The organism is Streptomyces sp. NPDC002643 (genome assembly GCF_053592555.1).
In genome coordinates, this window is the sequence record NZ_JBSFVY010000054.1 from 1 (window position 1) to 26,784 (window position 26,784).

Consider the following 26,784-nt stretch of genomic DNA (forward strand, 5'->3'; position numbering starts at 1 on the left):
TGTCTTGCGTTTCCGACTCTATCAGATCGTTTTCCGATCCGATTTCCTCGGTGCTTTCCAGGTTTCCGCTTTCGCGTTTCCCTTTCCGGCGGTTCTGACTCTATCAGATCCTTTCGGGCCTGATTCCCGGTCAGCGGGGACTGTCTTCACGGTTGTTGGGCCGTTCCGACGAGTGAGACTTTAGCGGATTCCCGGCTCCCGAGCTAATCGGGGGCGACGCCCTTTCGAACGTGGATTCCTCATTTCGCAAATAAGCATGCCAAGGACACGACGAGGGATCGTCGATTGTTGGTGATTACCTGCGGAATGGCTGCCCGGGGACCGACCGAGGGTCGGCGCTCACGTCGGACAACTCGGAGAACACTACGGATCGGCTCGGGCTGTGTCAACTCGCTGCCGGACGGCCCCCCGGAGGCGTAGCCTGACGTACATGACTACGCGTACGTGTCACCAACTGTGGTGGGCCGCCTGACGGCGGCCGGACTCACGTATGCATACGACGGCCGCCGTTTCGGCGGCCGTTCTCGTATCTCTCTCCAGAGAGTCGGCCGGCCGATGGCGGCGGTCCTGACCGAGAGGATGAGAGATGACGCGGGTCTTCAGCGGGGTCAAGCCGACGGGGCATCTGACGCTGGGGAACTACCTGGGGGCCGTACGGCGGTGGGCCGAGGTCGATCAGCATCGGACGGACGCGCTGCTCTGCGTCGTCGATCTGCACGCGCTGACCGTGGACCACGATCCGGCCCGGGTGCGCAGGCTCAGTCGGCAGGCGACGACGTTACTGCTGGCGTCGGGGCTGAATCCGGAGCTGTGCACCGTGTTCGTACAGAGTCATGTGGATGAGCACGCGCGGTTGTCGTATCTGCTGGAGTGCGTGGCCACCGACGGCGAGATGCGGCGGATGATCCAGTACAAGGAGAAGGCCGCGCGGGAGCGGGAACGGGGTGGGAGTGTCCGGCTGTCGTTGCTGACGTATCCCGTGCTGATGGCGGCCGACATCCTCGCGTACGGAACTGACGAGGTGCCTGTGGGGGACGATCAGACGCAGCACGTCGAGCTGGCGCGGGATCTGGCGGTGCGGTTCAACCAGCGGTACGGGCATACGTTCGTGGTGCCGCGGGCCACGCATCCCAAGGTCGCGGCTCGGGTGATGAATCTGCAGGAGCCGACGTCGAAGATGGGGAAGACGGACGACGTGGGGCCGGGGATCGTCTATCTGCTGGATGAGCCGGATGTCGTGCGGAAGAAGATCATGCGGGCCGTGACCGACAGTGGGCGGGAGGTCGTCTACGACCGGGAGGAGCGCCCGGGGCTCGCGAATCTGCTGGAGATCCTCGCCGCCTGTGAGGGTGGGAACCCCGAAGACCTGGGCGGCGTTTACGAGTCGTACGGCGCCCTGAAGAAGGACACCGCGGAGGCCGTGGTCGAAGTCCTCAAGCCCGTACAGGAGAGGCACAAGGAGCTGTGTGCTGATCCCGCCTATGTGGAGGGGGTGTTGCGGTTGGGCGCGGAGAAGGCGAGAGAGATGGCCCGGCCGAGGGTGGACGCGGCGTATCGGGCGATCGGCCTGCTACCGGCGTAACCGCGTGCTGTGACGGCTCATCGCCGCAGCGCCGGGAGCCGTGGGGCGGGCTCGGTCCCGGCGCTGTGCGCGTGGCTCAGCTGTTGTTGCCGGAGGCCAGCTCGCGGCTTCGGTTTCGGGCGGCCTCCAGCGCGGCGATGAGCGCGGCGCGCACCCCGTGGTTCTCCAGTTCGCGGATCGCACTGATCGTCGTGCCCGCGGGAGAGGTGACGTTCTCGCGGAGCTTGACGGGGTGTTCGCCGCTGTCGCGGAGCATCGTGGCCGCGCCGATGGCGGACTGGACGATGAGGTCGTGGGCCTTGTCGCGGGGCAGGCCGAGGAGGATGCCGGCGTCGGTCATGGCTTCGACCAGGTAGAAGAAGTACGCCGGGCCCGAGCCGGAGAGGGCGGTGCAGGCGTCCTGCTGGGACTCGGGGACGCGGAGAGTCTTGCCGACGGCGCCGAAGATCTCCTCGGCGTGCGCGAGGTCGGCCTGGCTGGCGTGGCTGCCGGCGGAGATGACGGACATGGCCTCGTCGACGAGGGCGGGGGTGTTCGTCATGACACGGACGACGGGGGTGCCCGTGGCCAGGCGCTCCTCGAAGAAGGAGGTGGGGATGCCCGCCGCGCCGCTGATGACCAGGCGGTCGGCGGGGACGTGCGGGGCGAGTTCGTCGAGCAGGGTGCCCATGTCCTGCGGCTTGACCGTGAGGATCAGGGTGTCGGCCGTCTTCGCGGCCTCCGCGTTGGTGACGGGTGTGACGCCGTAGCGGGTTCGGAGTTCCTCGGCGCGTTCGGGGCGGCGGGTCGTGACCAGGAGGTCCGCGGGGGCCCAGCCGGCTCGGATCATGCCGCTGAGCAGGGCCTCGCCGATCTTTCCGGTGCCGAGAACTGCGACTTTCTGGGTCATGGTGCGGGTGCCCTCCGGGGTGCGTCGTTCTGGGGCCATCCTCGCACTGGGGGTGGGGCTGCGGGGTTCGTGTCCGGTGGGCGGGACGTGGGATGGGGCTGTGCGCGGGGCCGCGCGGTGGGTCCGTTATGTGGTTCGGCGCCTCAGGGTTGCCGCTCCCAGGGTCAGGACCAGCAGGGCGCAGCCGGCGACGACGAGGACGTCTCGTACGAAGTTGGTGGTCATCTCCGTGTGGTGGAGGACCTCGTTCATTCCGTCGACCGCGTAGGACATGGGCAGGGCGTTGGAGATGGCTTCGAGAGCGGGGTGCATGTCGGGACGGGGGGTGAAGAGGCCGCAGAGGAGGAGTTGGGGGAAGATCACGGCCGGCATGAACTGGACGGCCTGGTACTCGGAGGAGGCGAAGGCCGAGACGAAGAGGCCGAGGGCGGTGCCGAGGAGGGCGTCGAGGAGGGCGACGACCAGGAGGAGCCAGGGTGAGCCGGTGACGTCCAGGTCGAGGAACCAGACGGCCAGGCCCGTGGCGAGGGCGGACTGGATGATCGCCAGGGTGCCGAAGGCCAGGGCGTAGCCCGCGATGAGGTCGCCCTTGCCGAGGGGCATGGCGAGGAGTCGTTCCAGGGTGCCGGAGGTGCGTTCGCGCAGGGTCGCGATCGAGGTCACCAGGAACATGGTGATCAGCGGGAAGATGCCGAGGAGTGAGGCGCCGATGGAGTCGAAGACGCGTGGGTTCGCGTCGAAGACGTAGCGGAGCAGGAAGAGCATCACACAGGGGATGAGGATGAGCAGGGCGATCGTGCGGGGGTCGTGGCCGAGTTGGCGGAGGACTCGGGCCGCGGTGGCCGTCGTGCGGGAGTAGGTGAGCGCGCTCGGGCGGGCGGGCCTGGAGGGGGCGGGCGCGTTCGCGGGGCCGTTCGTCTGTGTGTTCGTCGTGGTCATCGCGCCGGCTCCTTGTGGTGTGCGGCGGTCGCGGTGGCCTCGTCCACGAGGTGGAGGAAGGCCGCTTCGACGGTTTCCGAGTGGGTGCGGGCGCGGAGGGCTTCGGGGGTGTCGTCGGCGAGGATCTCGCCCTCGCGCATCAGCAGGAGGCGGTGGCAGCGCTCGGCCTCGTCCATGACGTGGGACGAGATGAGCAGGGTGGCCCGGCGTTCGGCGGCGATGGTGTGGAAGAGGTCCCAGAGGTCACGGCGGAGGACGGGGTCGAGGCCGACCGTGGGCTCGTCGAGTACCAGGAGTTCGGGGGTGCCGAGGAGGGCCACGGCCAGGGAGACGCGGCTGCGTTGGCCGCCGGAGAGGTTGCCGGCGAGGGCGTCGGTGTGGGTGGTGAGGTCGACGTCGGCGATGGCCCGGGTGACGTTGTGGTGGCGGCGTTCGGCTGAGCCGCGCCCGGGGTCGAGGATCGCCGCGAAGTAGGCGAGGTTCTGGTGAACCGTCAGGTCGTCGTAGACGGACGGGGCCTGGGTGACGTAGCCGATGCGGGAGCGGAGTGTGGGGGCGCCTGCCGGGTGGTCGAGGACCGTCAGGGTGCCGGTGGCTTTGGCCTGGGTGCCGACGATCGAGCGCATCAGGGTTGATTTTCCGCAGCCGGAGGGGCCCAGGAGGCCGGTGATCTGGCCTTGGGCGACGGCGAAGTCGAGGTCGCGCAGGACCGTGCGGGGGCCTCGGGTGACAGTGAGGCCCTGGGCCTGGATGGCGGGGGGTGGCGGTTCCCCGCGAGAGAAATTCATCATGTGATGAATACTGCTCTCGTGCGGGCGGGGCGTCAAGGGAGGAGGGGCGGGAGGGCGTGGACGCGGCGGCGGTGTTGCGTGGGGAGTGAGGAGGGGCGCAGGCGCACTCCGGGGTGATCGGAGGACGGGATTCCGGGGGTGCACGCTTCCGCCGTCCGTGAGTGAGCAGGGAAAGGGGGTGCGATCGGTGCTCACTTTGGGTGACAATTGATTGCGGAGCGTGGCCACTGTCGCGTCTCTTCGCTGTCGCCCGGTGTGGCGATCTTCCGTTGTGTTTTCTCGTGAGCGGCTGGAGGGGTGGCTTCTCGTGCGTAATGGCTCAGGGGCATTTCTGGAGCGACCTTGGCTTCGCCTACCGCCTCGGCCGTCGGTGCGGGCCGTGTGGCGTGGCGAGGTCGGCGCCTCGCTCGTGGTGTTCCTCGTGGCGCTGCCGTTGTGCGTCGGCGTCGCCGTGGCCTCCGGGGTGCCCGTGGAGTTGGGGCTGGTCACCGGGATCGTGGGCGGGCTCGTCGTCGGGGTGTTGCCCGGGAGCAGTCTGCAGGTGAGCGGGCCGGCGGCCGGGCTGACCGTGTTGGTGTACGAGGCCGTGAGAGCGCATGGGTTGTCGGCGCTCGGGGTGCTGGTGCTCGGCGCCGGGGTGGTGCAGGTCGGGCTGGGGTTGTTACGGCTCGGGCGGTGGTTCCGGGCGGTGTCCGTGGCCGTGGTGCAGGGGATGCTCGCCGGGATCGGGCTGGTGCTGGTGGCGGGGCAGGTGTACGCCCTGGGCGATGCCGTCGCGCCCGGTGGGGGCGGCCTGGAGAAGTTCGCGGGGCTGGGGGCGTTGCCCGGTGCCGTCGAGCCCGTCGCCCTCGCGATCGGGGTCGGTGTCGTGGCCGTACTGGTGGTGTGGCCGCGCTGGCGGCGGGGGGCGCGGTTTCTGCCGGGGCCGTTGGTGGCCGTCGGGGGTGCGGCCCTGGTGACCGGGGTGTTCGACCTGGAGGTGCGGCGGGTCGAGGTGCAGGGGTTGCTGGAGGCCGTGCGGGTGCCGTCGGTCGAGGAGTTGAGGCTGCTCGCGGAGGTGGGGGTGCTGGGGACCGTCCTCGCACTGGCGTTGATCGCCTCCGCCGAGTCGTTGTTCAGCGCGGCGGCCGTGGATCAGCTGCATGACGGAGCGCGCACCGACTACGACCGTGAACTGGTCGCGCAGGGCACCGGGAATGTCGTGTGCGGGGTGCTGGGCGCGTTGCCGATGACCGCGGTGATCGTACGGAGCGCGGCGAACGTCAGAGCCGGGGCACGGACCAAGGCCTCGCGGGTGCTGCACGGGGTGTGGCTGCTGGTGTTCGCGGCCGTGCTGCCCGGGGTGCTCGGGGTGATGCCCGTCGCCGCCCTGGCCGGGCTGCTCGTGTACGCGGGCTGCAAGCTCGTGCCCGTGCGGGAGTTGGGGGTGTTGTGGCGGGGGCGGCATCGCGGGGAGGTGGTGGTGCTCGGGGTGACGGCGCTGGCGATCGTGGCCTGGAATCTGTTCGAGGGTGTGCTGGTCGGGCTGGCTGTGGCGGTGGCCAAGACCGCGTGGGACATCAGCCATGTCCATGTGGAGACCGAGGACCGGGGCGATGCGGGGGTCGTGGTGCGGGTGGTGGGGCATGCCACGTTTCTGCGGTTGCCCGTGTTGCTGGACGCGTTGGAGGAGGTGCCTCGGGATCGGGAGGTGCGGCTGGAGTTGGGTGGGTTGCGGCACCTGGACCATGCGTGTGCGGCGGCTTTGAGGGCGTGGGAGGAGGGACGGGGGCGGGGGGCTCGGGGGGCCGAGGGGCTCGGAGAGGGCCGGGGGCTTTTCGGGGAGCCCGGGGTGTCCGGGGAGTTGCGGGGGCCGGGGGAAGGGGCGGGGTTCGGGGAGTTGCGCAGGTCCGGGGAAGAGCCGGGGTTCGGGGAGTTGCGGGGGTCCGGGAGAGAGCGGGAGCCCAGGGAGGAAGGGGACGGAGGCGGGGACGCGGGGGTCGGGGGTCAGGGGCGGATGGCCAGGAGTAGATCCACGTCGTAGGTCTCCTCGATGGTTTCGTCAGGGAAGCGGTCGTGGAGGTGGGCTCGTTCCTCGGTGAAGAACCGTGCCTTGGTCTTCTCGTCCAGGACCAGGAAGCCCGAGTGGCTGGCGATGTTGGCCAGGTGGGTGTCCAGGGAGACCGTGCGGCTCCAGCGGATGCGGCGGCGAGTGAAGTCCAGTTGGCCGGCCGTGTCGGTGAGTGCGGCGGGGGCGCCGGTGCCGCTCTTGTCGACGGGGCTGTGGGGGTCGAGGCCGAAGAAGTTCTGGATGCGGACGGCGGCGTCGGCGATCCAGGGGACGTCGAGGGCGCCGGTGTTCCACCACAGGGCCAGGGCTCCGCCGGGGCGCAGTACGCGGAGGGCTTCCGGGACCGAGCGGGTGGGGTCGGTCCAGTGCCAGGACTGGGCGTAGGTGAGGAAGTCGAGGGAGGCCGTGGCAAAAGGGAGGGCGTTGCCGTCGCCCCGGACCAGGGGGATGTGGGGGTGGCCGCGGCGGAGTTGGGCGGCCATGCCGGCGCCGGGTTCGACGGCTGTGACATGGGCGCCGCGCGAGTGGAGGAGGGCGGTGGAGATGCCGGTGCCCGCGCCCACGTCGACGGTGACCGAGCCGGACAAGGGGCGGGTCGCCAGGGAGTCGATGGTGTCGAAGAGGGAGGGGGGATAGGAAGGACGGACGGCGGCGTACTCGGCGGCGATCGCGTTGAAGGAGTGGGCGCGCGCGGTGTGGGCGGGGTTCAGGGCGGCCATGGGGCCATGGTGGCGTGGTGGGGGCGCGGCCCGTAAGAGGGCGGTCCCGTAAGGAGGGGACGTCCCCCCGTCAAGAAGGGGGTGTCCCGTAGGGGGCGGGGCTCGGCTAGGTGTTGCGGCGGCGTTTGGCCGGGTTGCCCGTGCGCTTGGCGGTGCGCTTCGCGTACTGGGTGCGGGCCGTCTCGTACTCGTCGCGGAGCAGGGACTCGCCCGGGGCCTCCTTGAGGGAGCGGAGGAAATAGGCGGCCAGGGCGCCCAGGAAGCCGATGGTGAGGAGGCCCCGTAGGGAGGACTGGCGGGCCGGGTCGGGGCGGGTGGTGTAGGTGCCCCAGGTGTGGCCGAAGGCGAGGGCGCTGCAGATGGCGAACATGACGAGGACCATGACGCTGACGAAGCCGCCGACGGCCGCGAGTTGGAGGCCCTCGTAAGCGAGGCGGAGGAGCAGACAGGAAGCGATCAGGGCGGCCAGCGAGCCGGCGGAGACGGTGGCGCGGCGGGACTTGTAGGTGCCGTCGTGGTGCAGCCAGGTCGTGCCGAAGAAGCGGATGGGTTCGGGGGCGGGGCCCTTGGGGGTGGTCGCGGTGGTTTCCGCGGTGGTGTGCTTGCCCTTGGGGGGCGCCCCGGTGCCGGTCTGCTTGACGTTGTCGCTCTCGCTCACGGTTCGATTATGGCGGCGGGGGTGGGAACGGCCGAGGGCGGCAGGCGTCCCGTGCCTGCCGCCACCCTTCGCCGTGGTCCTACGGCTTCACCGCAGCCGTACGGCTTCACCGCGGGCTTGTCCGCGCCTCCGCCGAGGTCGTGCCCGCGCCTCCGCCGAGGTCGTGCCCGCGGCTTCGCCGAGGTCGTGCCCGCGGTCTCGCCGAGGTGGGGTCGCGGTCAGCCGCAGCGGCCGGTCACGTAGCCGTCGCTGCCGGTGTAGACGTAGGCGTCGGAGATGTACTGGCCGTCGGCGATGTTGTCCCAGACATTGGTGGTGCCGTAGGGGCCGGAGATGGTCTGGCCGGGGGTCTGGCAGTAGATCGGGACCTCGGCGCCCTCGGGGAGGACGCGGACGACGCCGTAGCTGGTGCTGGGACCGCTGCGGACGTTGAGGCGGACGCCCGGGGCTATCGAGTAGTAGCGGACGGCTGCGGTGACCGAGGCGGACGCGGCCGTCGTCGACGCCGTGGCCGTCTGGGGCTGCTCGCCGTCGCCCGTGACGTCGTCGATGGCAGGGTTGATGGACATGGTGGTTCTCCCCCCGTTGAGACCGCCGAGTCATGGAGTCGGCGGCTGTGAAAGCGTGATCGCGTGTGCGTACGAGACCCATGACAGTCCCCTGATTGCCATGGGATGCCGTTGATACCCACCTATCAAGCCACGCACACCTGTACGTTCTTCGCACATGGTGGCTGGCACGCCGCCTCTGGCCCGTAGGTGGCATCGACTAGGCTCCCTGCGTCGCTCGACCGGCCCGAACAGCACGGAGGTGGACCCCATGGCAGCGCAGCGGGGCACCCGGCCGGGGACGGAAGCGGAACCTCCGGAATATGCCGGTCAGTACCGGCTGGAGGCCTGTCTGGGCTCGGGCGGCATGGGGGTCGTGCATCTGGCCACCTCGACCTCGGGGTTGCGGCTCGCGGTGAAGGTGGTGCACGCGGATTTCGCCAAGGACCCCGAGTTCAGGGGGCGGTTCCGGCAGGAGGTGGCCGCGGCTCGGCGGGTCAGCGGGGCATTCACCGCGCCCGTCGTCGATGCCGACACCGACAGTGCGCGGCCCTGGATGGCCACCCTCTTCATCCCCGGTCCCACCCTCGCCGAGCACGTCAAGCGGAACGGGCCGATGGCACCCGGGCAGTTGCGTCGGCTGATGGCGGGGCTCGCGGAGGCCCTGCGGGACATCCATCGGGCGGGTGTCGTGCACCGGGATCTCAAGCCGAGCAACGTCCTTCTCGCCGAGGACGGGCCCAAGGTCATCGACTTCGGCATCTCGCGGCCCAAGGACAGCGAACTGCGCACGGAGACGGGGAAGTTGATAGGCACTCCCCCGTTCATGGCGCCCGAGCAGTTCCGGCGGCCCCGTGAGGTCGGGCCCGCCGCCGACATCTTCGCGCTCGGCTCGGTGACCGTGCACGCGGCCACCGGGCGCGGCCCCTTCGACTCCGACAGCCCGTATGTCGTCGCCTACCAGGTCGTCCATGACGAGCCCGACCTCACCGACGTACCGGACAGCCTCGCGCCCCTCGTTCGCGCCTGCCTCGCCAAGGAGCCCGAGGACCGGCCCACCGCCGACCAGTTGATGCAGCAGCTCAGGGCCGTTTCGGCCTCGTACGACACCCAGACGTTCACGGCGGCGGGGAGCGGCGAGGGGGGCGAGGGTCCCGAGGGCGCGGGGAGTGGGGAGCGTGCGGGCGGCCGGGAGGGCGCGGACGGGTCGGCGGGGGCGGGTTCACGTGGGTGGCCGGGGGCGGGGAGGGGCGGGGCCAAGGGCTGGGGGGACAGTTGGGGCGGGGCTGCGACGGAGGCCGTCGTCGAGGGGTCGGGGGCAGGGGCGTACGCCGGTGACAGTGACAGTGACAGGGCGGGCGCGGGCGTAGGCGCCGGTGGCGATGCGAGCGCGGGCGGGGCCGGTGGCCGTCGTGGGGCCCTCGGTGGTGTCGACGGGTCTGGCGGCCGACCGCGCGGAGGCCGGGCCGGGGCGCGGGACCGGGCGGGCGACGGGGCGGATGGGGCCGAGGGCGGTGGCCGGAGTGGTGTTCGGGCGCGGAAGCGAGCCGTGTTCGCGGCGACCTCGCTCGTGCTGGTCGCCGGTGGGGTGTTCGGGTCGGTGCGGTGGGTCGGCGGTGGTGGCGACTTGGCCGGTGGCGGGGCCACGCCCCGGTCCACCGGGGCCGCGGTCGTCGCACCCGCGCTGGAGCCCTGGGCGACCAAGCCGGCGGCGAAGAAGCGCGGAATGCCGCAGTGTGCGTACGGGGCGGGGAAGCTGCTGTGTGAGCAGGCGGGGCTGGTTTCGGCCTTGGACCCGGCGGACGGGACCGTACTGTGGCGGCACACCTTCGCGCAGGAGGGCGTGACCGGGCCGAGTGACCCTCCTGTCGTGGCGGGCGGCCTGGTGCACGTCCTGACGGACGGGGAGCGGCGGCTTCAGGCCCTCGACCCGGCCACCGGCAAGGTCCGATGGGAACAGGACCTGACCGCGTACGGCAGCAAGCGGTACGCGGGCGAGGTGCTGTTGCTGACCTCCGCCGACGGGACGGTCACCGGGTTGGACGGGGCCACCGGTGACACGCTGTGGAGCCGGAGGATTCCGGGGCACGGGCAGGTGTTCTTCTCCTCGTTCGCGGGGGACGGCCTGGCGTACGCGGTGAGCACGCCCGACGATCCTGCGGCGGCGGGGGCGCGGACGCGGATCACCGCGGTGGACCCCGGGACCGGTGAGGTGCGGTGGAGTGCCGAGCCGGAGGGCTATCTGAAGCCGGTCGGGGTCGACGACGGCGTCCTCGTCCTCGCCGCGATCGGTGACGTCTACGGGGACACGACGGGCCTGGTCCGCTACGACCCCGACACCGAGCGGACCGAGCGGTTCACGTTGCCGGTGCGGGTCGAGCAGGCGAGTGCGGGTGTGCGGGGCGACCTCGTGTATCTGCTGGGCGCCGGTGGTTCGCTGACGGCCGTGGACATGGGGGCGCGCAAGCAGTTGTGGCGGGCCGAGACCGGGGTGGCGCGGGGTTCGGCGCCGGTCGCGGACGAGCGGCATGTGTACTTCACGGCGGCCGACGGACGGTTGTTCGCCCTGGACGTGCGCAAGGGCGACGTCAGCGGGGAGACTCCGCTGCGGCTCGGTGACGCCGACCGGGTCGCCGCCGCGCTGCCCGAGCCGGTCGTCATCGACGGACGGATCTGCTCGGCCGCGCCGGACGGGACGGTCTTCGGTGTGGACGGCGCCGATCCGGGAGGTTGGTGACCGGAACCGGGCGGCGGAACAGGCCGAGGGCCGCACCCCCGTGAGACCCGTAAGACCTGCAAGCCCGGTAAGACCCTTGGGGGAGCGACCCTCGCACGACCATGTGACGTCACCGGCGGGGATGAACGCCGTCCGGGCGCCGGCCGTCCTGCCGAGCTACCGGCGACCGATCCGCCGCCGGGCGCCGGCCCCACCGCCAGACGCCCAATCCAACCGGACGGCCCAGCCGGACCGCCAGGCGTCCATCCACCCGCCGGACGCCCCACCGAATCCGCCAGGGGCCCAGCCGGCCGCCGGGCGCCCACCGAATCCGCCGGACGCCCCGCCGAAGCCGCCAGGCGGCCAGCCGAACGCCGACCGCCCCAACCCCCGTCGAGCCCCCGGCTACTGCCGGGTCACCCCGCCAGATACCGGCCGGCTCAGCCCAGCTTCGTCACATCGCGCACCGCGCCCTTGTCGGCGCTGGTCGCCATCGCGGCGTAGGCCTTGAGCGCGGCGGAGACCTTGCGCTCGCGGTTCTTGGGGGCGTAGACGCCGTTCAGGGCCTGCTCGCGGCGGGCCAGCTCGGCGTCGTCGACCAGCAGCTCGATCGAACGGTTCGGAATGTCGATGCGGATGCGGTCGCCGTTCTCGACGAGGGCGATCGTGCCGCCGGCGGCCGCCTCGGGCGAGGCGTGGCCGATGGACAGGCCGGACGTACCGCCGGAGAAGCGGCCGTCGGTGATCAGCGCGCAGGACTTGCCGAGGCCGCGGCCCTTCAGATACGAGGTCGGGTAGAGCATCTCCTGCATACCGGGGCCGCCCTTGGGGCCCTCGTAGCGGATGACGACGACGTCGCCCTCCTTGATCTCCTTCAGCAGGATCTTCTGGACGGCCTCCTCCTGCGACTCGCAGACGACCGCCGGGCCCTCGAACGTCCAGATCGACTCGTCCACGCCGGCCGTCTTCACGACACAGCCGTCGACGGCGAGGTTGCCCTTGAGGACGGCCAGGCCGCCGTCCTTGGAGTACGCGTGCTCGGCGGAGCGGATGCAGCCGCCCTCGGCGTCCTCGTCCAGGGTGTCCCAGCGCTCGGAGGTGGAGAAGGCCTCGGCGGAGCGGACGCAGCCGGGGGCCGCGTGCCACAGCTCGACCGCCTCGGGGGACGGGGAGCCGCCGCGCACGTCCCAGGTCTTCAGCCAGTCGGCGAGGGAGGGGCTGTGCACGGAGTAGACGTCCTCGTTGAGCAGGCCCGCGCGGTGCAGTTCGCCCAGCAGGGCCGGGATGCCGCCGGCGCGGTGCACGTCCTCCATGTAGTACGTGCGGTTCTTGGCGACGTTCGGGGCGACCTTCGACAGACACGGCACCCGGCGCGAGACCGCGTCGATCTCGGCCAGGCCGAAGGGGACGCCCGCCTCCTGGGCGGCGGCCAGCAGATGCAGGATCGTGTTGGTGGAGCCGCCCATGGCGATGTCGAGGGCCATGGCGTTCTCGAAGGCCGCGAACGAGGCGATGGAGCGCGGCAGAACCGTCTCGTCGTCCTGCTCGTAGTAGCGGCGGGTGATGTCCATGACGGTGTTGGCCGCGTCGATGTACAGCTGTTTACGCGCGGTGTGCGTGGCCAGGACCGAGCCGTTGCCCGGGAGGGAGAGGCCGATGGCCTCGGTCAGGCAGTTCATCGAGTTGGCGGTGAACATGCCGGAGCAGGAGCCGCAGGTCGGACAGGCGTTCTCCTCGATACGGAGGATGTCGTCGTCCGAGATCTTCTCGTTCACGGCCTCGGACATCGCGTCGACCAGGTCGAGGGTGCGGACGGTGCCGTCGACCAGCGTGGCCCGGCCGGACTCCATGGGGCCGCCGGAGACGAAGACGGTCGGGATGTTGAGGCGCAGGGCCGCGTTCAGCATGCCCGGGGTGATCTTGTCGCAGTTGGAGATGCAGATCAGGGCGTCGGCACAGTGGGCCTCGACCATGTATTCGACCGAGTCCGCGATCAGGTCGCGGGACGGGAGCGAGTACAGCATGCCGCCGTGCCCCATCGCGATGCCGTCGTCGACCGCGATGGTGTTGAACTCGCGCGGGATGCCGCCCGCTTCACGGATCGCGTCGCTGACGATCCGGCCCACCGGCTGGAGGTGGGTGTGGCCCGGCACGAACTCGGTGAAGCTGTTCGCGACCGCGATGATCGGCTTGCGGCCGATGTCCGCGCCCGGTACACCGGAGGCGCGCATAAGGGCGCGGGCGCCCGCCATGTTGCGGCCGTGGGTGACTGTGCGGGACCTCAGCTCGGGCATCGCGCTCGCTCCTTCAGAGACTGCGATCAGAGAGTTCTGACAGAGTCGAGCGTACGCCGGTCATCCAGGGGGTGGACCGGGTGTCCGGAATGCGGGATGTGTGTCTCGCTTTCGGCTGCGGGCCGGTGGGGGCTTGTCGCGCCCACGCGGCGGAGCCGCACATCGATACGGCCCCGCGTCCCCTGGGAGCCGCACATCGATACAACCCCAGGTCCCCTAAAGGGGCGCCGTCAGGTGGGCCTGCACCACCGGCGCGACCCTCCTGATGATCTGCTCGGGGTCGGCCGACGCCAAGGGCTCGACCTTGATCACGTATCTGAGCATCGCCACCCCCACCAGCTGCGCCGCCGCAAGCTCGGCCCGCAGTTCCGCGTCCGGCAGATCCAGGCGGCGGGCGATCCGGTAAAGCAGCTGTGTGGCGACCATACGGCGGAAGACGGCGGCCGCGGCGTCGTGGTTGACGGCCGAGCGGACGATGGCCAGGAGCGGCTTGCGGGTGGTCGGATTCTCCCAGAAGCCGAAGATCGTACGGGTCAGTCGCTCGCCCACATGGTCGAGCGGGCCCTCGATGACGGTGTCCCTGACACTGAGCACCGGCGAGAAGGCGACCTCCACCGCCGCCTCGAACATCTGGTCCTTGGTGCCGAAGTAGTGGTGCACGAGCGCCGAGTCCACCCCGGCGGCCTTGGCGATCCCACGCATGGACGTCTTGTCGTAGCCCCGCTCGGAGAACTCCTCCCGGGCGGCGGCGAGGATACGGTCCCGCGCGGCGGGGGCGTCGGCCGACTCCGTACGAGAGGGCCGTCCCCGGCGGCGCGGGGCGGCGGCACCGGAGCCGGGCCCGGTCATGGCCTCGGCACCTTCATGGCCGAGGCCAGGTGCAGCCGGGTGAAGGCCAGGGCCTCCGCCAGGTCGGCCTCGCGCTCGGCGGTGGACATGGCGCGACGGGTGTTGACCTCGATCACGACATGGCCGTCGAAACCGGTCAGGGCGAGACGTTCCAGCAGCTCGGCGCAGGGTTGGGTGCCGCGGCCGGGGACGAGGTGCTCGTCCTTGGCCGAGCCCTTGCCGTCGGCGAGGTGGACATGGCCGAGGCGGTCGCCCATGCGGTCGACCATCTCCAGGGCGTCCGTGCGGGAGGTCGCGGCATGGCTGAGGTCGATCGTGAAGTGCCGGTAGTCGTCCTTGGTGACGTCCCAGTCGGGGGCGTACGCCAGCATCTCGCGGTCGCGGTAGCGCCAGGGGTACATGTTCTCGACGGCGAACCGTACGTCCGTCTCGTTCGCCATCCGCCAGATACCGGTGACGAAGTCCCGCGCGTACTGGCGCTGCCAGCGGAACGGGGGGTGGACGACGACCGTGGTCGCCCCGAGCTTCTCGGCCGCCGTCCGGGCGCGCTGGAGTTTGACCCAGGGGTCGGTGGACCAGACGCGCTGGGTGATCAGGAGGCAGGGGGCGTGGACCGCGAGGATCGGGATCTGGTGATAGTCGGACAGCCTGCGCAGGGCTTCCAGGTCCTGGCTGACCGGGTCCGTCCAGACCATCACCTCGACGCCGTCGTAGCCGAGGCGCGCGGCGATCTCGAAGGCCGTCGCCGTCGACTCCGGGTACACGGAGGCCGTGGACAGCGCGACCTTCGCATCCGGGATTCGTACGGGGTCTGCCACGCAGGACAGCCTAAGGGGTTTCGCGGTGGGGGCCGGGGTCAGGGGGTTGGGCGGGGGTGTGGGGTGGCGCTCGCCTGCGCGCCGTGGGGGTTGCTCAATGGGGGCGAGTGCGGGTTGTGTGTGGTTGCTCGCGCAGTTCCCCGCGCCCCTGAAAAGCAGGGGCTGCGCCCCTTGCTCTTCGGCCCGCAGGGACCGTGTCTTTTAGGGCGCGACCAGCCCCCCACCCACCCGCAGACGACTACGCGCCCCTTCCCTGAACCCCTACGCCGTCCCCATGTGATCCAAGCGCCGCAGGATCACACCCTCCCGCAGCGCCCACGGGCAGATCTCCAGTGTCTCCACCTCGAACAGATCCATCGCGCCCTCCGCCACCAGCGCGCCGGCCAGCAGCTGGTTCGCGCGGCCCTCGGAGACGCCGGGGAGGTCGGCCCGTTGGGCGGCGGTCATCGTGGCGAGGCGGGGGACCCAGGTTTCGAGGGCCTCGCGCTTGAGGTCGCGCTGGACGTAGAGGCCCTCGGTGGAGCGGGCGGCGCCGCCGATGCGGGCGAGCTGCTTGAACGTCTTGGACGTGGCGACCACATGGTCGGGGGCGCCGAAACGGCTGAACTCCCCGACGGTACGGGCGATCTGGGCGCGGACATGGCGGCGCAGGGCGCGGATGTCGTCGGGGGTGGGCGGGTCGCCGGGCAGCCAGCCGGCGGTGAGACGGCCGGCGCCGAGCGGCAGCGACACGGCCGTGTCGGGCTCCTCGTCCATGCCGTACGCGATCTCCAGGGAGCCGCCGCCGATGTCGAGGACGAGCAGTTTGCCCGCCGACCAGCCGAACCAGCGGCGGACGGCGAGGAAGGTCAGCCGGGCCTCCTCCTCGCCGGTGAGGACCTGGAGCTCGACGCCGGTCTCGGCCTTCACGCGGGTGAGGACCTCGTCGGCGTTGCTGGCCTCGCGCACCGCGGAGGTGGCGAACGGGACCATCTCCTCCACGCCCTTGTCCTCGGCGGCCTGAAGGGCCTCGTGGACGACGCCTATGAGTTTCTCGACACCTTTGGGATCGATCGCCCCGGCGTCGTCGAGAAGTTGGGCAAGGCGCAGTTCCACCTTGTGCGAGTGCGCGGGCAGGGGGCGCGCGCCGGGGTGTGCGTCCACCACCAGCAGATGCACCGTGTTCGATCCCACGTCGAGGACACCGAGTCTCATGGACGGAAACGCTACTGCCAGCGAGGCCGTGCACCGTCCTCCGTGCGCTTCTCGGCGCCGTACCCTGGACGCGTGCCAAAGACGAAAAAGGCAAAGGGCGACAAGTCGGCAGCGGATTCCGTGCGGGCCGCCGGTTCTTCGCGGGCGAAGGCGCAGGCCAAGCCTCCGAAGCAGAAGAAGATCACCGTCGAGCCCGACGAGAAGGGGCTCGATTTCGCCCGCGCGTGGGTGGAGTTCCCTGATCCGGCGGACGACGAGCAGGTCTTCCGCTGCGATCTGACCTGGCTGACCTCGCGTTGGAACTGTGTCTTCGGCAGCGGCTGCCAGGGCATCCAGGCGGGCCGCGCGGACGACGGCTGCTGCACCCTGGGCGCGCACTTCTCGGACGAGGACGACGAGAAGCGGGTGGCCGACCATGTGGCGAGGCTCACTCCGGAGATCTGGCAGTTCCATGACGTGGGCATGGAGTCGGGCTGGGTCTCGAAGGACGAGGACGGGGAGCGCCAGACCCGCCCGTACAAGGGGTCGTGCATCTTCCAGAACCGCCCCGGGTTCGCCGGGGGCGCGGGCTGCTCGCTGCACATCCTCGCGCTGCGGGAGGGGCGCGAGCCGCTGGAGACCAAGCCGGACGTCTGCTGGCAGCTGCCGGTGCGACGCACGTACGACTGGATCGACCGGCCCGACGACACCCGGGTCCTCCAGGTCTCGATCGGTGAGTACGACCGCCGCGGCTGGGGGCCCGGCGGCCACGACCTCCACTGGTGGTGCACATCGGCGACCTCGGCGCACGGCGCGGGCGAGCCGGTGTACGTGTCGTACCGCCCGGAGTTGACCGAGCTGATGGGCAAGGCCGGCTACGACCGCCTGGCGGAGCTGTGCGAGGAGCGGCTGGCTTCGCGACTGCCGCTGGTGGCACCGCATCCGGCGGACCCGGTGGAGCGGGCAGAAACCGCGCGCTGACGAGGACTCCTCCGGCCGACGGGCCGACTCCGCCCAAGGGTTTCTCCGGCTGGCTGTGTGGGCTGGTGGGCTGGTGGGCCGACTGACGGGCGGGTTTCTCCGGTCGGCCGGGCGGGCCGATCGACGGGCTTCTCCGGTCGGCTGGGTGGGCCGATCGACTGGTTTCTCCGGTCGGCCGGGCGAGCCAATCGACGGGCTCTGTGGCTCGCCCGGCGGACCGATCGACGGGCTCTCCGGCTGACAGGCCGACTGACCGACGGGCTTCTGCAGTCGGCTGGGCAAGCCGGGCGACTGGTTTCTCCGGTCGGCCGGGCGAGCCGATTGACGGGCTCTGTGGCTCGCCCGGCGGGCCGATCGACGGGCTCTCCGGCTGACAGGCCGACTGACCGACGGGGTTCTGTGGTCGGCCGGGTGAGCCGGGCGACAGGCTCTCCGGCTGGCCGGGGGCCGAGCGACGGATTCCCGCTCCTGCCGCGCGGGCCGGCCTACGGCCGCGCCCCCGTCCGCTGGCCGCCCCATCAGCCATCCGGCGGCCCGCCGCTCGGTAGGCCTCCTCAGTCCCTCAGTCCCCCTCAGCCCCTTCAGCCGCCTCCCTCGGCTCCCCGCCTCCCATCTGCTCGGCTACGGCGCCGGAGGCGAGCCGCTGCCGTCCGTCGGGGTGGGGGTCGGGGGCGGCGGGTCCGTGGGGGGCTGTTGGGTGGGTGTGGGGGTCGGGTCGGGCTGGGGCGGGGTGGTGGGGGTGGGCTCCGGGCCGGGGTCCGGGGGTGATGTGGGCCTCGGCGGGTCCGGGTTCGGCAGGGGTGGGGTCGGGCGGGGGTCTTCCGGGTGTGTGGGCGCGGGTGGGCCCTGGCCCTCGATGGTGACGACGGCGCCCGAGGGGGCGAGCGACACCGTGGCGGTCCAGTGACCGGTGGGCTCGGTCAGATGGTCCACGTACACCTTGATCGTGAACGACTCGCCGGGCGCCAGGGTTCCCGAGGAGCGGCTGAGGTCGAGCCAGTGGTCGCCGGTGCGGGCGGACCAGCGGACGGGTGCGTCGCCGGTGGCCTTGAGGGTGATGAGGGTGATGTCACCGCTGCTCTCGGCCGTGACGGTGAGGCCGCCGTGGTGTCGGCCGGGGCTGACCTCCACGGCGACGTCGTCCTTGGCGCCCCGCTTGCCCTTGCCGTGCCGGGCTCCGGGCTCGGCCCTGGCGCTGCCGGCGTTCTCGTAGGCGTCGCCGCTGCCGTCGCCGACGGTGCCGTCGCCGTGTTCCTCCCCGGCGGTGACCGGACGGCCGTCGACGCCCTCGCCGGTGAAGGGCGCGCTCCGGTAGGCGGCCCAGAGGGCGAGGACGGGGGCGGCGACGACGGTGGCGACGACGGTCGTGGTGACGGCACGCGCGCGTAGCCGATCCCGGCGGGCGGCGCGGTCCCTGGGGTCCATCGGGAAGCCGCGCCGGTCGAAACGGGGGGCACGCGCGCGTGTGAGGTGCCCCATCGCCGCGCACAGGGCCGCGCGCGGCGCCTCCAGCACGGGCAGCGCGGCGGGCGTGACGCTGGTGCCGGGCCAGTGACCCGGTACGGCGCGCTCGGCGGCGCGTCGGCACAGGGGGCAGTCGTCGACGTGCCGGACGAGTTCGCGGCGGAGGGTGGCGGTGAGGACGAGCTGGTGGTCGCCGGTGAGGCGGGCGATGCTCGGGCAGGCGCCGGTCGCCATGACGGCGAGGGCGGCCCGGGTGCGCTCCACCTCGCAGGCGGCGGAGGAGAGCAGTTCGCGCGCGGAGGCGAGGTCCATGCTGAGGACGTCGGCGACCTCCTGGGCGGCCAGTTGATGCCGTACGGCCAGTTCGAGCGCCTCACGCTGCTCGGGGGTGGTCCCGGCGGCCTCGGGCCAGGCCAGCGCGGCCAACTCCCGCCGCCGCTGCCGCTCTTCGTCCTCGCAGAGGCCGACGGCCGCCTTGGAGGCACCGCCGCGCGGCGCCCACCTAGCGCCGGCGTGCGCACCCTGCGCCTGCGCCGGTCCGGGCGCCTGCCCTCGGCCTCGGCCCTGCCCTTGCTGCCGCTGCCGGGACTCGGCGAGCTTGCGCAGACAGGCCCAGCGGGCGAGGGCGTAGAGCCAGGCGCGGCGGGCGTCCGGGGCGTCGGGCCCCCGGCGGCGTTCGGCGAGGGCGAGGACATCCCCCAGGGCCGCGATCGCGGTGTCGTGGTCGCACAGCACGGACAGGCAGTAGGTGAACAGGCCGTCCAGGTAGGGCTCGTAGCGCGCGGGCGGGCGCTGCGCCACCGCGCGCGCGGCGGCCCGGTCGCGCGCCTCGCGGTGCGCCCGGTGTGCGCCGGTGGAGCGGGTCGAGGTCTCCGGACTGATGCTCATCACTCGTGGACGGTAGGCGCCCAGAAGCGGCAGCTTCTCGCCCGTTCAGCACATTTACTCCGTACGGGTGAAACGATCCCTCATAAGGGGACAGGAATCACTGATTCCGCCACACCCCTGCCCTAATGTTGTGCACTTCCTTGACCCTCACAACAATTTCGCCCTACATTCCCTGAGGCCCCGGGTTACCACGTGTCACCGTCCCCCACCCGCGCGTAGACAGGAGCCCCACCCACCATGGCCTCAAGGACCCCCCGCTCGACGGCTCCGGCCCCCCGCCGCACGGCTCGCACCCTCGCCGCCCTGGCCGCGGCCGTCGTCCTCTCCCTGACCGGCGCCTCGGCCTCACCCGCGGCCACCGCCCCGACGGCGGCCACCGCCGCGCAGTCCTCCGTCGAACGACTCAGCGGCACCCTCCCCGACGGCGCGACCTGGATCGCGGACGTCCCCGAGGACTGGAACGGCACGCTGATCGTCTTCAGCCATGGATTCGGCGTCACCGAAGCCCGGAACGCCCCCTCCGAAGCCGTACGACTGCGCCTCCTTGAGGAGGGCTACGCGCTGACGGGTTCCTCGTTCGACACCAGCAGGACGCTCTGGGCCCTGGAGAGCGCGCACCGCGACCAGGTGGCCACCATCGAGGCGGTCACCGACAAGATCGGCGAACCCACCCGCACCCTCTCCATCGGCCAGTCCATGGGCGGCCTCGTCAACGCCCAGTTGGCCCGTTCCGGCGCCGGCGGCATCGACGGCGCCCTGGGCCTGTGCGGCCTGGTGGCCGGGGCGAACGACCTGGAGAACTACCAACTCGACGCCGAGTACACGATCGCCCGCCTCCTCCTCCCCGCCACGGACGTCAAGCTGGTGAACTTCGCCTCCCAGGCCGAGGCCGCCGCCACCGCCAAGCAGCTCACCGACGCCGTCACCGCCGCCCAGCGGACCCCCGAGGGCCGCGCCCGTATCGCCCTGGCCGCCGCCTATCTCAATCTCCCGGCCTGGTCCCCCGGCAAGCCCCGGCCCGCCGCGGACGACTGGGCGGAGCAACAGGCCCAGCAGTACGACTGGTTCGCGCAGGGCATCCTCAGCTTCGTGGAAGGCGGCCGGTTCCACATCGAGAACGCCCTCGGCGGCAACAACTCCTGGAACAAGGGTCTCGACTACGCGCGCGTGCTGGCGAAGTCCCAGCACGCGCCGCTGGTCAGGGCCATGTACCGCGAAGCGGGCCTCGACCTCCACGCCGACCTGCGCACGCTGAACTCCGGCGCCACCATCACCGCGGACCCCGCCGCGGTCGCCACCGCCGAACGCACCTCCTCCGCCGGCCAGAACCTGGCCGTCCCGCTCCTCGACATCCACACCACCGCCGACAACCTGGTCCCGGCGGAACACGAATCCCGTCTCGCGTCACGCGTCAGGGCGGCCGGGGACGCGCCCCTCCTGCGCCAGGCGTACGTGGAACGCCAGGGCCACTGCACCTTCACCACCGCCGAGACCGTGGCGGCGCTCCACGCCGTGGAACACCGCCTGGACACCGGCCGTTGGGGCACCGCCGCGAGCCCGGGCGCCCTCCAGCAGGCAGCGACCGCGCTGAACCTCGACGGGGCGGCGTACGTCCCGTACCGCGTCGCTGACCTGACGCTCGGACGACGGCCGTAGCGGAACCGGGCCACTCGGGGCCACCGGGCACCCGGCGCGGGGATGGGCCGGGCCGGGGCCGCGCTTGCCGGCGCTGACAGGGTGCCGCTGCGCCCACCCTCCCCCACGCTCGGCTTCTCCCCCACTCTCAGCTTCGTTCGAGCGGGAGGGGCCCCCACCGCGGGCGGTACCCCCATCGCCCCAGCGGCACGACTGCCCGCAGCTGGGTACGGCGGGGTGGGCAACCGCCGGGCGGCACGCCTGCCCGCAGCTACGACGACTGCCGGGTGGGCGCCGCCCAGCGCCACGCCTGCCCGCAGCTGGGACAGCTGGCGAGACGGCGGGTTAGCCGCGTACGGACGGAAGGGGCCGGGCCGGTGTGTCCTATGTCCGTCGCGTACAGCCGGCTCAGCAAAGTTCACGCCATCCCAACCCCGAGCAGTACGTCCGCCTGCGACGGACTGACACACCGGCCCGGCCCCGCCCCACCCACGCACCCAATCGCGAATAGCCCGACCACCGACCACTGTCAGTGGGTTCGGATAGCGTTCCCCCCATGGCTGCCCGTACCAAATCCACCAAGGACCGCCCGTCCTACCGCTGCACGGAATGCGGCTGGCAGACGGCGAAGTGGCTCGGCCGCTGCCCCGAGTGCCAAGCCTGGGGCACGGTCGAGGAGTACGGCACCCCCGCGGTCCGCACCACCACCCCCGGCCGAGTCACCACCTCCGCCGTCCCCATCGCCCAGGTCGACGGCCGCCAGGCCACCGCCCGCACCACCGGCGTCCCCGAATTGGACAGAGTCCTCGGCGGCGGCATAGTCCCCGGCGCGGTCGTCCTCCTCGCCGGCGAACCCGGCGTGGGCAAGTCCACCCTCCTCCTTGACGTGGCCGCCAAGTCGGCGAGTGCCGAGCACCCCACCCTCTACGTCACCGGCGAGGAGTCGGCCAGCCAGGTCCGCCTCCGAGCAGACCGCATCGACGCCCTCCACGACCACCTCTACCTCGCCGCCGAAACGGACCTCTCCGCGGTCCTCGGCCACTTGGACGAGGTCAAGCCCTCCCTCCTGATCCTCGACTCGGTCCAGACGGTCGCCTCCCCCGAGATCGACGGCGCCCCCGGCGGCATGGCCCAGGTCCGCGAGGTCGCCGGCGCCCTCATCCGCGCGTCCAAGGAGCGCGGCATGGCCACCCTCCTCGTGGGCCACGTCACCAAGGACGGCGCGATCGCGGGCCCCCGCCTCCTCGAACACCTCGTGGACGTCGTGCTGCACTTCGAGGGAGACCGCCACGCCCGCCTCCGCCTGGTCCGGGGCGTCAAGAACCGCTACGGCGCCACGGACGAGGTCGGCTGCTTCGAGCTGCACGACGAGGGCATCACCGGCCTCGCCGACCCGAGCGGCCTCTTCCTGACCCGCCGCGACGAACCGGTCCCGGGCACCTGCCTGACCGTCACCCTGGAGGGCCGCCGCCCCCTGGTCGCCGAAGTGCAGTCCCTCACAGTCGACTCGCAGCTCCCCTCCCCCCGCCGTACGACGTCCGGCCTGGAGACCTCCCGCGTCTCGATGATGCTCGCGGTCCTGGAACAACGCGGCCGCATCAGCGCACTCGGCAAAAGGGACATCTACTCAGCAACGGTCGGCGGCGTAAAACTCTCCGAACCGGCCGCCGACCTCGCGATCGCCCTCGCCCTGGCGTCGGCGGCCAGCGACACCCCCCTGCCCAAGAACCTGGTGGCCATAGGCGAGGTCGGCCTCGCGGGCGAGGTCAGAAGGGTCACCGGCGTCCAGCGCCGGCTCGCCGAGGCGCACCGACTCGGCTTCACGCACGCCCTTGTTCCGGCCGATCCCGGCAAGATCCCTCCGGGGATGAAGGTCCTGGAAGTCGCCGACATGGGGGACGCTCTGCGGGTGCTGCCCCGATCGCGTCGACGAGAGGCCCCACGGGACGAGGAGGACCGCCGGTAGACTTTGCCCAGGTCTCGCCCGTCCGTACGAACGACATGTGCGAAGCGGGAGCGCCCCAGAACCTGCGACCGGAGGAGTGCAGTGGCAGCCAACGACCGGGCAGCAGCTCCCGGAAAGTCCGGTGGGAGTGCCGGTACCGATGGCCTGATGCGCGCCTCGCTGAGCGCCGTGGCACCGGGCACCCCGATGCGTGACGGCCTGGAGCGGGTGCTCCGCGGCAACACCGGCGGCCTGATCGTCCTCGGCTCGGACAAGACCGTCGAGACGATGTGTACGGGCGGTTTCGTCCTGGATGTCGAGTTCTCGGCGACGCGGCTGCGTGAGCTGTGCAAGCTGGACGGCGGCATCGTCATCTCCTCGGACATGTCGAAGATCCTGCGCGCGGGGGTCCAGCTGGTCCCCGACCCGACGATCCCCACGGAGGAGACGGGCACCCGCCACCGCACCGCCGACCGCGTAAGCAAACAGGTCGGTTTCCCGGTGGTCTCGGTCTCCCAGTCGATGCGCCTGATCGCGTTGTACGTCGACGGCCAGCGCCGCGTACTGGAGGACTCGGCGGCGATCCTCTCCCGCGCCAACCAGGCCCTCGCCACGCTGGAGCGCTACAAGCTCCGCCTGGACGAGGTCGCGGGCACCCTCTCCGCCTTGGAGATCGAGGACCTGGTCACGGTCCGGGACGTCTCCGCGGTGGCCCAGCGCCTCGAAATGGTCCGCCGTATCGCCACCGAAATCGCCGAGTACGTGGTCGAACTGGGCACCGACGGCCGCCTCCTGGCCCTCCAGCTCGACGAGTTGATCGCGGGCGTCGAACCGGAACGCGAACTGGTGGTCCGCGACTACGTCCCGGAACCGACCGCCAAACGCAGCCGCACGGTCGACGAGGCCCTCTCCGAACTGGACGCCCTCACCCACGCGGAACTCCTGGAACTCCCCACGGTCGCCCGCGCCCTCGGCTACACGGGCTCCCCCGAGGGCATGGACTCCGCGGTCTCCCCCCGGGGCTTCCGCCTCCTGGCCAAGGTCCCCCGCCTCCCGGGCGCGATCATCGACCGCCTGGTGGAACACTTCGGCGGTCTCCAGAAGCTGCTGGCCGCGAGCGTCGACGACCTGCAGACGGTGGACGGAGTGGGCGAGGCCCGAGCGAGGAGCGTCAGGGAGGGCCTGTCCCGCTTGGCGGAGTCCTCGATCCTGGAGCGGTACGTCTAGCCTCCGAGGCCAGCACGTACAACCACAACGCACCCACCCACAGCTACACCCGCACCCGAGCACACCCGCAACTGCACCCGCACCAAGCCGCAGCTACGCACTCGCACCCGCCCACAAGCCAACCCACAAGCCGACGCACCCGGCTCATGGGCACAGCTCAGTCCTTCTCCAACACGAAGGACACCCGCGCGGTGGCCAGCCCGGGCGCCGCGGCCTCCACCAAGTACGTACCGGCGGTCGCCGAACCCGCCGAAGGCGTCGCGCAGTTGGGCGCGCTCGGGTCCCGGTTCCACTCCAGGGCGTAGGTGATGGTCTCACCGGCCGGCACCCGGAAGAACAGGCTGCCCGCGCTCTCATGGCAGTCGTCGGAGGACCAGAACGGATCGTCGGCGCCGGTCTGAGTGATCGTCACCACCGTGTTGTCCGGCCCCAGATCGAGCTTGCAGTCACTGCCGGACGAGTTCCGGGCGATGATCTCGAACGAGGGGTTCACCCCGGGGTCGTAGGCGTTGCGCACGCTCCGCAGGCTCAACTTCACGGCGCTGCCGGTGCAGTCGGGGAGCCCGGAGCTCGCCGGTACCTGCTCACCCGAGGTGGTCGCACCGCTGCCGCCCGTGCCTCCGCCGGAGCCGGCCGCACCGCTGTCGCCGTCGCCGCTCCCGGAACCGGACCCCGAGCCCCCGCTCGAACCGTCCGATCCACTCGACCCACTAGACCCGCTCGACCCGCTCGACCCGCTGGAACCACTCGACCCGCTCGCCCCCGAGCTGTCGCCGGCGGAGCTGGACTCGTCGCCCGACTCGTCGCGCCCGCCCGGCGCCTCGCTGATCGCGGGCCCGGAACCGGACGGGCCAGGGGTGATGGAGGGCGCGGGATTCTTGCCGTCGGAGTCACCCGCGTTGTTCGTGCCGCCATCGCCCCCGCTGGTGACGATCCACACGATCAAGAGCACGAGCACACCGACGACGGCGCCCAGAATGGCCCTCCGTCGCCAGTAGATGGTGGAGGGAAGCGGCCCGACCGGATTGCGCAGAGATCCCACGGCGCAAACTGTACGAGAGATCCGGCAGTTACCTTGCCCCACACCCCGCCCTGAACCTCAACTTTTCCGGATCATCATCCCGGAAGCCCTCGTCCCGAGCCCCACCGAGCAGCCCTTGATCACGTTACGTGACCACAAGGACCACCTGGGCACCCTCCGTTACGACGCCGACGAAACCGGAGCGACCAACTCCCCACCCCCACCCACCCGTTCGCAATCGCACCCTTGCACCATTGGCCAAGATGCCGGCCCGACCGCCCTCCTCCCTGCCCCCACCTGCCACAATCGGTACGGGCGAAGACGGAGGAGATCGGGGAAGACGGTGGACGAAGTCATATCGCCGGGCTCAAGGCCATTGCGGAAGCTGGGCTTTCTGACCATCGGGCTGTTCGACGAGGCGGACCCCCGCCGGGGCCATGAGTCCACGCTGGAGATCATCGAGTTGGGCGAGCGGCTCGGCTTCGACAGCGCCTGGCTGCGCCACCGTCATCTGCAGTACGGCATCTCCTCCCCGGTCGCGGTCCTGGCCGCCGCCTCCCAGCGCACCTCCCGTATCGAACTGGGCACCGCCGTCATCCCGTTGGGCTGGGAGAACCCGCTCCGCCTCGCCGAGGACCTGGCCACGGTCGACCTGCTCGCGGGCGGCCGGCTCAACCCGGGCGTGAGCGTGGGACCGCCGATGCGCTACGACACCGTCAAGGCGGCGCTCTACCCGGACACCGCCGACGCCGAGGACTTCGGCTTCGAACGGGTCCGCCGCCTCCTCGACTTCGTACGCGGCGAACGCGCCACCGACTTCAGCGGCACCGAGGGCTTCGAGACCTTCTCCGACCGCGTGCAGCCGCACTCCCCCGGCCTCGGCGGCCGTATGTGGTACGGCGGCGGCAGCACGCGCTCCGCGCGCTGGGCCGGCGAGAACGGCATGAACTTCCTGACCAGCAGCGTCGTCAAAGCGGAGGACACGTCGATGTCCCCCGACTTCGCCGAGATCCAGCTCGCCCACATCCGGGAGTTCCGCGCCCACCACCCCGATGGCGAGCGCGCCCGCGTCTCCCAGGGACTGGTCGTCATCCCGACGGACTCGGCGACGGCGGGGCAGCGGGCGAAGTACGAGGCGTACGCGGCGGCTCGTCTGCCGCGTACGGCCGCGCCGCAGGGGGTGGGCCGTCTGCTGTTCGCGCCGGACCTGGTCGGTACGGCTGCGGAGATCGCCGAGCGGTTGCATGTCCACGCGGCGTTCCGTGAAGTGGACGAGGTCGCCTTCGCGCTCCCCTTCACGTTTGGCCACGAGGACTACGTCCAGATCCTCACGGACATCGCGACGAAGCTCGGCCCCGAACTGGGCTGGAGTCCGGCCGCCTGAGCGCCCACTGACTCGGGTGGTGGGAGTTGTGTGGCGAGTGCGGGTGGGTGGGGGCTGGTCGCGCAGTTCCCCGCGCCCCTAAAGGACAGGGCCTACGGCCCTGATAACTGGGCGCGGCCTTGAGCGGGGGGATGAAAAAGCAGGCCGCAGGCCGGTTTTTCAGGGGCGCGGGGAACTGCGCGAGCAACCCCCACCCACCCGCACCCGCCCAAC

The 26,784-nt window shown here is 71.4% G+C and carries 20 protein-coding genes; 8 read left to right on the top strand and 12 right to left on the bottom strand.

Annotation, left to right across the window (positions count from 1 at the left end; translation table 11 throughout):
- Positions 1 to 586 precede the first annotated feature (586 nt).
- Positions 587 to 1,582, top strand: a complete 996-nt coding sequence (trpS, locus tag ACWD4G_RS42910) for a tryptophan--tRNA ligase (RefSeq protein ID WP_451303673.1) — start codon at positions 587 to 589, stop codon at positions 1,580 to 1,582.
- Between the two features lie 76 nt (positions 1,583 to 1,658).
- Here trpS and proC read toward each other — a convergent pair whose 3' ends face one another.
- The 3 genes from proC to ACWD4G_RS42925 all read right to left on the bottom strand — a co-directional run bounded on the left by proC (position 1,659) and on the right by ACWD4G_RS42925 (position 4,201).
- Positions 1,659 to 2,471: a pyrroline-5-carboxylate reductase gene (gene proC, locus ACWD4G_RS42915; RefSeq protein WP_451303675.1), complete on the bottom strand. Its 813-nt coding sequence runs from the start codon at positions 2,469 to 2,471 to the stop codon at positions 1,659 to 1,661.
- Between the two features lie 126 nt (positions 2,472 to 2,597).
- A complete protein-coding gene (locus ACWD4G_RS42920) occupies positions 2,598 to 3,410 on the bottom strand; it encodes an ABC transporter permease (protein WP_451303677.1) in 813 nt (270 codons plus the stop codon).
- Positions 3,407 to 4,201, bottom strand: a complete 795-nt coding sequence (locus ACWD4G_RS42925) for an ABC transporter ATP-binding protein (RefSeq protein ID WP_451303679.1) — start codon at positions 4,199 to 4,201, stop codon at positions 3,407 to 3,409. Before ACWD4G_RS42925 ends, ACWD4G_RS42920 begins: the two co-directional genes overlap by 4 nt.
- Positions 4,202 to 4,580: 379 nt before the next feature.
- On the opposite strand from ACWD4G_RS42925, the gene ACWD4G_RS42930 reads away from it, so the two are divergent.
- Entirely contained in the window at positions 4,581 to 6,224 is a 1,644-nt protein-coding gene (locus tag ACWD4G_RS42930) for a SulP family inorganic anion transporter (protein ID WP_451303681.1), read from the top strand.
- Here ACWD4G_RS42930 and ACWD4G_RS42935 read toward each other — a convergent pair.
- The 3 genes from ACWD4G_RS42935 to ACWD4G_RS42945 form a co-directional block, all read right to left on the bottom strand.
- Positions 6,188 to 6,970 carry a class I SAM-dependent methyltransferase gene (locus ACWD4G_RS42935; protein ID WP_451303683.1) on the bottom strand — a complete coding sequence of 261 codons (783 nt, stop codon included), beginning with the start codon at positions 6,968 to 6,970 and terminating at the stop codon, positions 6,188 to 6,190. The two genes, ACWD4G_RS42930 and ACWD4G_RS42935, sit on opposite strands and share 37 nt — an antisense overlap.
- Before the next feature lie 106 nt (positions 6,971 to 7,076).
- Complete coding sequence (locus tag ACWD4G_RS42940; RefSeq protein ID WP_451303685.1) at positions 7,077 to 7,628, bottom strand: EamA/RhaT family transporter; 552 nt, start codon at positions 7,626 to 7,628, stop codon at positions 7,077 to 7,079.
- Positions 7,629 to 7,846: 218 nt separating this feature from the next.
- Complete coding sequence (locus ACWD4G_RS42945; protein WP_451303687.1) at positions 7,847 to 8,197, bottom strand: SH3 domain-containing protein; 351 nt, start codon at positions 8,195 to 8,197, stop codon at positions 7,847 to 7,849.
- A gap of 250 nt (positions 8,198 to 8,447) precedes the next feature.
- On the opposite strand from ACWD4G_RS42945, the gene ACWD4G_RS42950 reads away from it, so the two are divergent.
- Positions 8,448 to 10,913 carry a serine/threonine-protein kinase gene (locus ACWD4G_RS42950; RefSeq protein ID WP_451303689.1) on the top strand — a complete coding sequence of 822 codons (2,466 nt, stop codon included), beginning with the start codon at positions 8,448 to 8,450 and terminating at the stop codon, positions 10,911 to 10,913.
- 419 nt (positions 10,914 to 11,332) lie between these two features.
- Here ACWD4G_RS42950 and ilvD read toward each other — a convergent pair whose 3' ends face one another.
- From ilvD to ACWD4G_RS42970, 4 genes are all read right to left on the bottom strand, one after another.
- The gene (ilvD, locus tag ACWD4G_RS42955) at positions 11,333 to 13,186 is read right to left on the bottom strand and encodes a dihydroxy-acid dehydratase (RefSeq protein ID WP_451303691.1); all 1,854 of its coding nucleotides are present in this window, start codon (positions 13,184 to 13,186) and stop codon (positions 11,333 to 11,335) included.
- 216 nt (positions 13,187 to 13,402) lie between these two features.
- On the bottom strand, positions 13,403 to 14,035 hold the full coding sequence (locus tag ACWD4G_RS42960; protein ID WP_451303693.1) for a TetR/AcrR family transcriptional regulator: 633 nt from the start codon (positions 14,033 to 14,035) through the stop codon (positions 13,403 to 13,405).
- A complete protein-coding gene (locus ACWD4G_RS42965; protein WP_451303695.1) occupies positions 14,032 to 14,853 on the bottom strand; it encodes a sugar phosphate isomerase/epimerase family protein in 822 nt (273 codons plus the stop codon). Before ACWD4G_RS42965 ends, ACWD4G_RS42960 begins: the two co-directional genes overlap by 4 nt.
- A gap of 261 nt (positions 14,854 to 15,114) precedes the next feature.
- Positions 15,115 to 16,047 carry a Ppx/GppA phosphatase family protein gene (locus tag ACWD4G_RS42970; RefSeq protein WP_451303697.1) on the bottom strand — a complete coding sequence of 311 codons (933 nt, stop codon included), beginning with the start codon at positions 16,045 to 16,047 and terminating at the stop codon, positions 15,115 to 15,117.
- Between the two features lie 72 nt (positions 16,048 to 16,119).
- On the opposite strand from ACWD4G_RS42970, the gene ACWD4G_RS42975 reads away from it, so the two are divergent.
- Positions 16,120 to 17,007, top strand: coding sequence for a hypothetical protein (locus ACWD4G_RS42975; protein WP_451303698.1), 888 nt, complete (start codon positions 16,120 to 16,122; stop codon positions 17,005 to 17,007).
- A gap of 621 nt (positions 17,008 to 17,628) precedes the next feature.
- Here ACWD4G_RS42975 and ACWD4G_RS42980 read toward each other — a convergent pair.
- Positions 17,629 to 19,362, bottom strand: a complete 1,734-nt coding sequence (locus ACWD4G_RS42980) for a BACON domain-containing protein (RefSeq protein ID WP_451303700.1) — start codon at positions 19,360 to 19,362, stop codon at positions 17,629 to 17,631.
- Positions 19,363 to 19,596: 234 nt separating this feature from the next.
- Here ACWD4G_RS42980 and ACWD4G_RS42985 point away from each other — a divergent pair, with 234 nt between their 5' ends.
- The 3 genes from ACWD4G_RS42985 (at position 19,597) to disA (ending at position 24,166) form a co-directional block, all read left to right on the top strand.
- On the top strand, positions 19,597 to 21,015 hold the full coding sequence (locus tag ACWD4G_RS42985) for an alpha/beta hydrolase (protein WP_451303702.1): 1,419 nt from the start codon (positions 19,597 to 19,599) through the stop codon (positions 21,013 to 21,015).
- A gap of 535 nt (positions 21,016 to 21,550) precedes the next feature.
- On the top strand, positions 21,551 to 22,960 hold the full coding sequence (gene radA / locus ACWD4G_RS42990; RefSeq protein WP_451303704.1) for a DNA repair protein RadA: 1,410 nt from the start codon (positions 21,551 to 21,553) through the stop codon (positions 22,958 to 22,960).
- An 81-nt stretch (positions 22,961 to 23,041) separates the two neighbouring features.
- Positions 23,042 to 24,166: a DNA integrity scanning diadenylate cyclase DisA gene (gene disA / locus ACWD4G_RS42995; protein WP_451303706.1), complete on the top strand. Its 1,125-nt coding sequence runs from the start codon at positions 23,042 to 23,044 to the stop codon at positions 24,164 to 24,166.
- Between the two features lie 157 nt (positions 24,167 to 24,323).
- On the opposite strand, the gene ACWD4G_RS43000 is transcribed toward disA, so the two are convergent.
- Positions 24,324 to 25,208 carry a hypothetical protein gene (locus ACWD4G_RS43000; RefSeq protein WP_451303708.1) on the bottom strand — a complete coding sequence of 295 codons (885 nt, stop codon included), beginning with the start codon at positions 25,206 to 25,208 and terminating at the stop codon, positions 24,324 to 24,326.
- A gap of 334 nt (positions 25,209 to 25,542) precedes the next feature.
- On the opposite strand from ACWD4G_RS43000, the gene ACWD4G_RS43005 reads away from it, so the two are divergent.
- On the top strand, positions 25,543 to 26,571 hold the full coding sequence (locus ACWD4G_RS43005) for an LLM class flavin-dependent oxidoreductase (protein ID WP_451303742.1): 1,029 nt from the start codon (positions 25,543 to 25,545) through the stop codon (positions 26,569 to 26,571).
- Positions 26,572 to 26,784 lie beyond the last annotated feature (213 nt).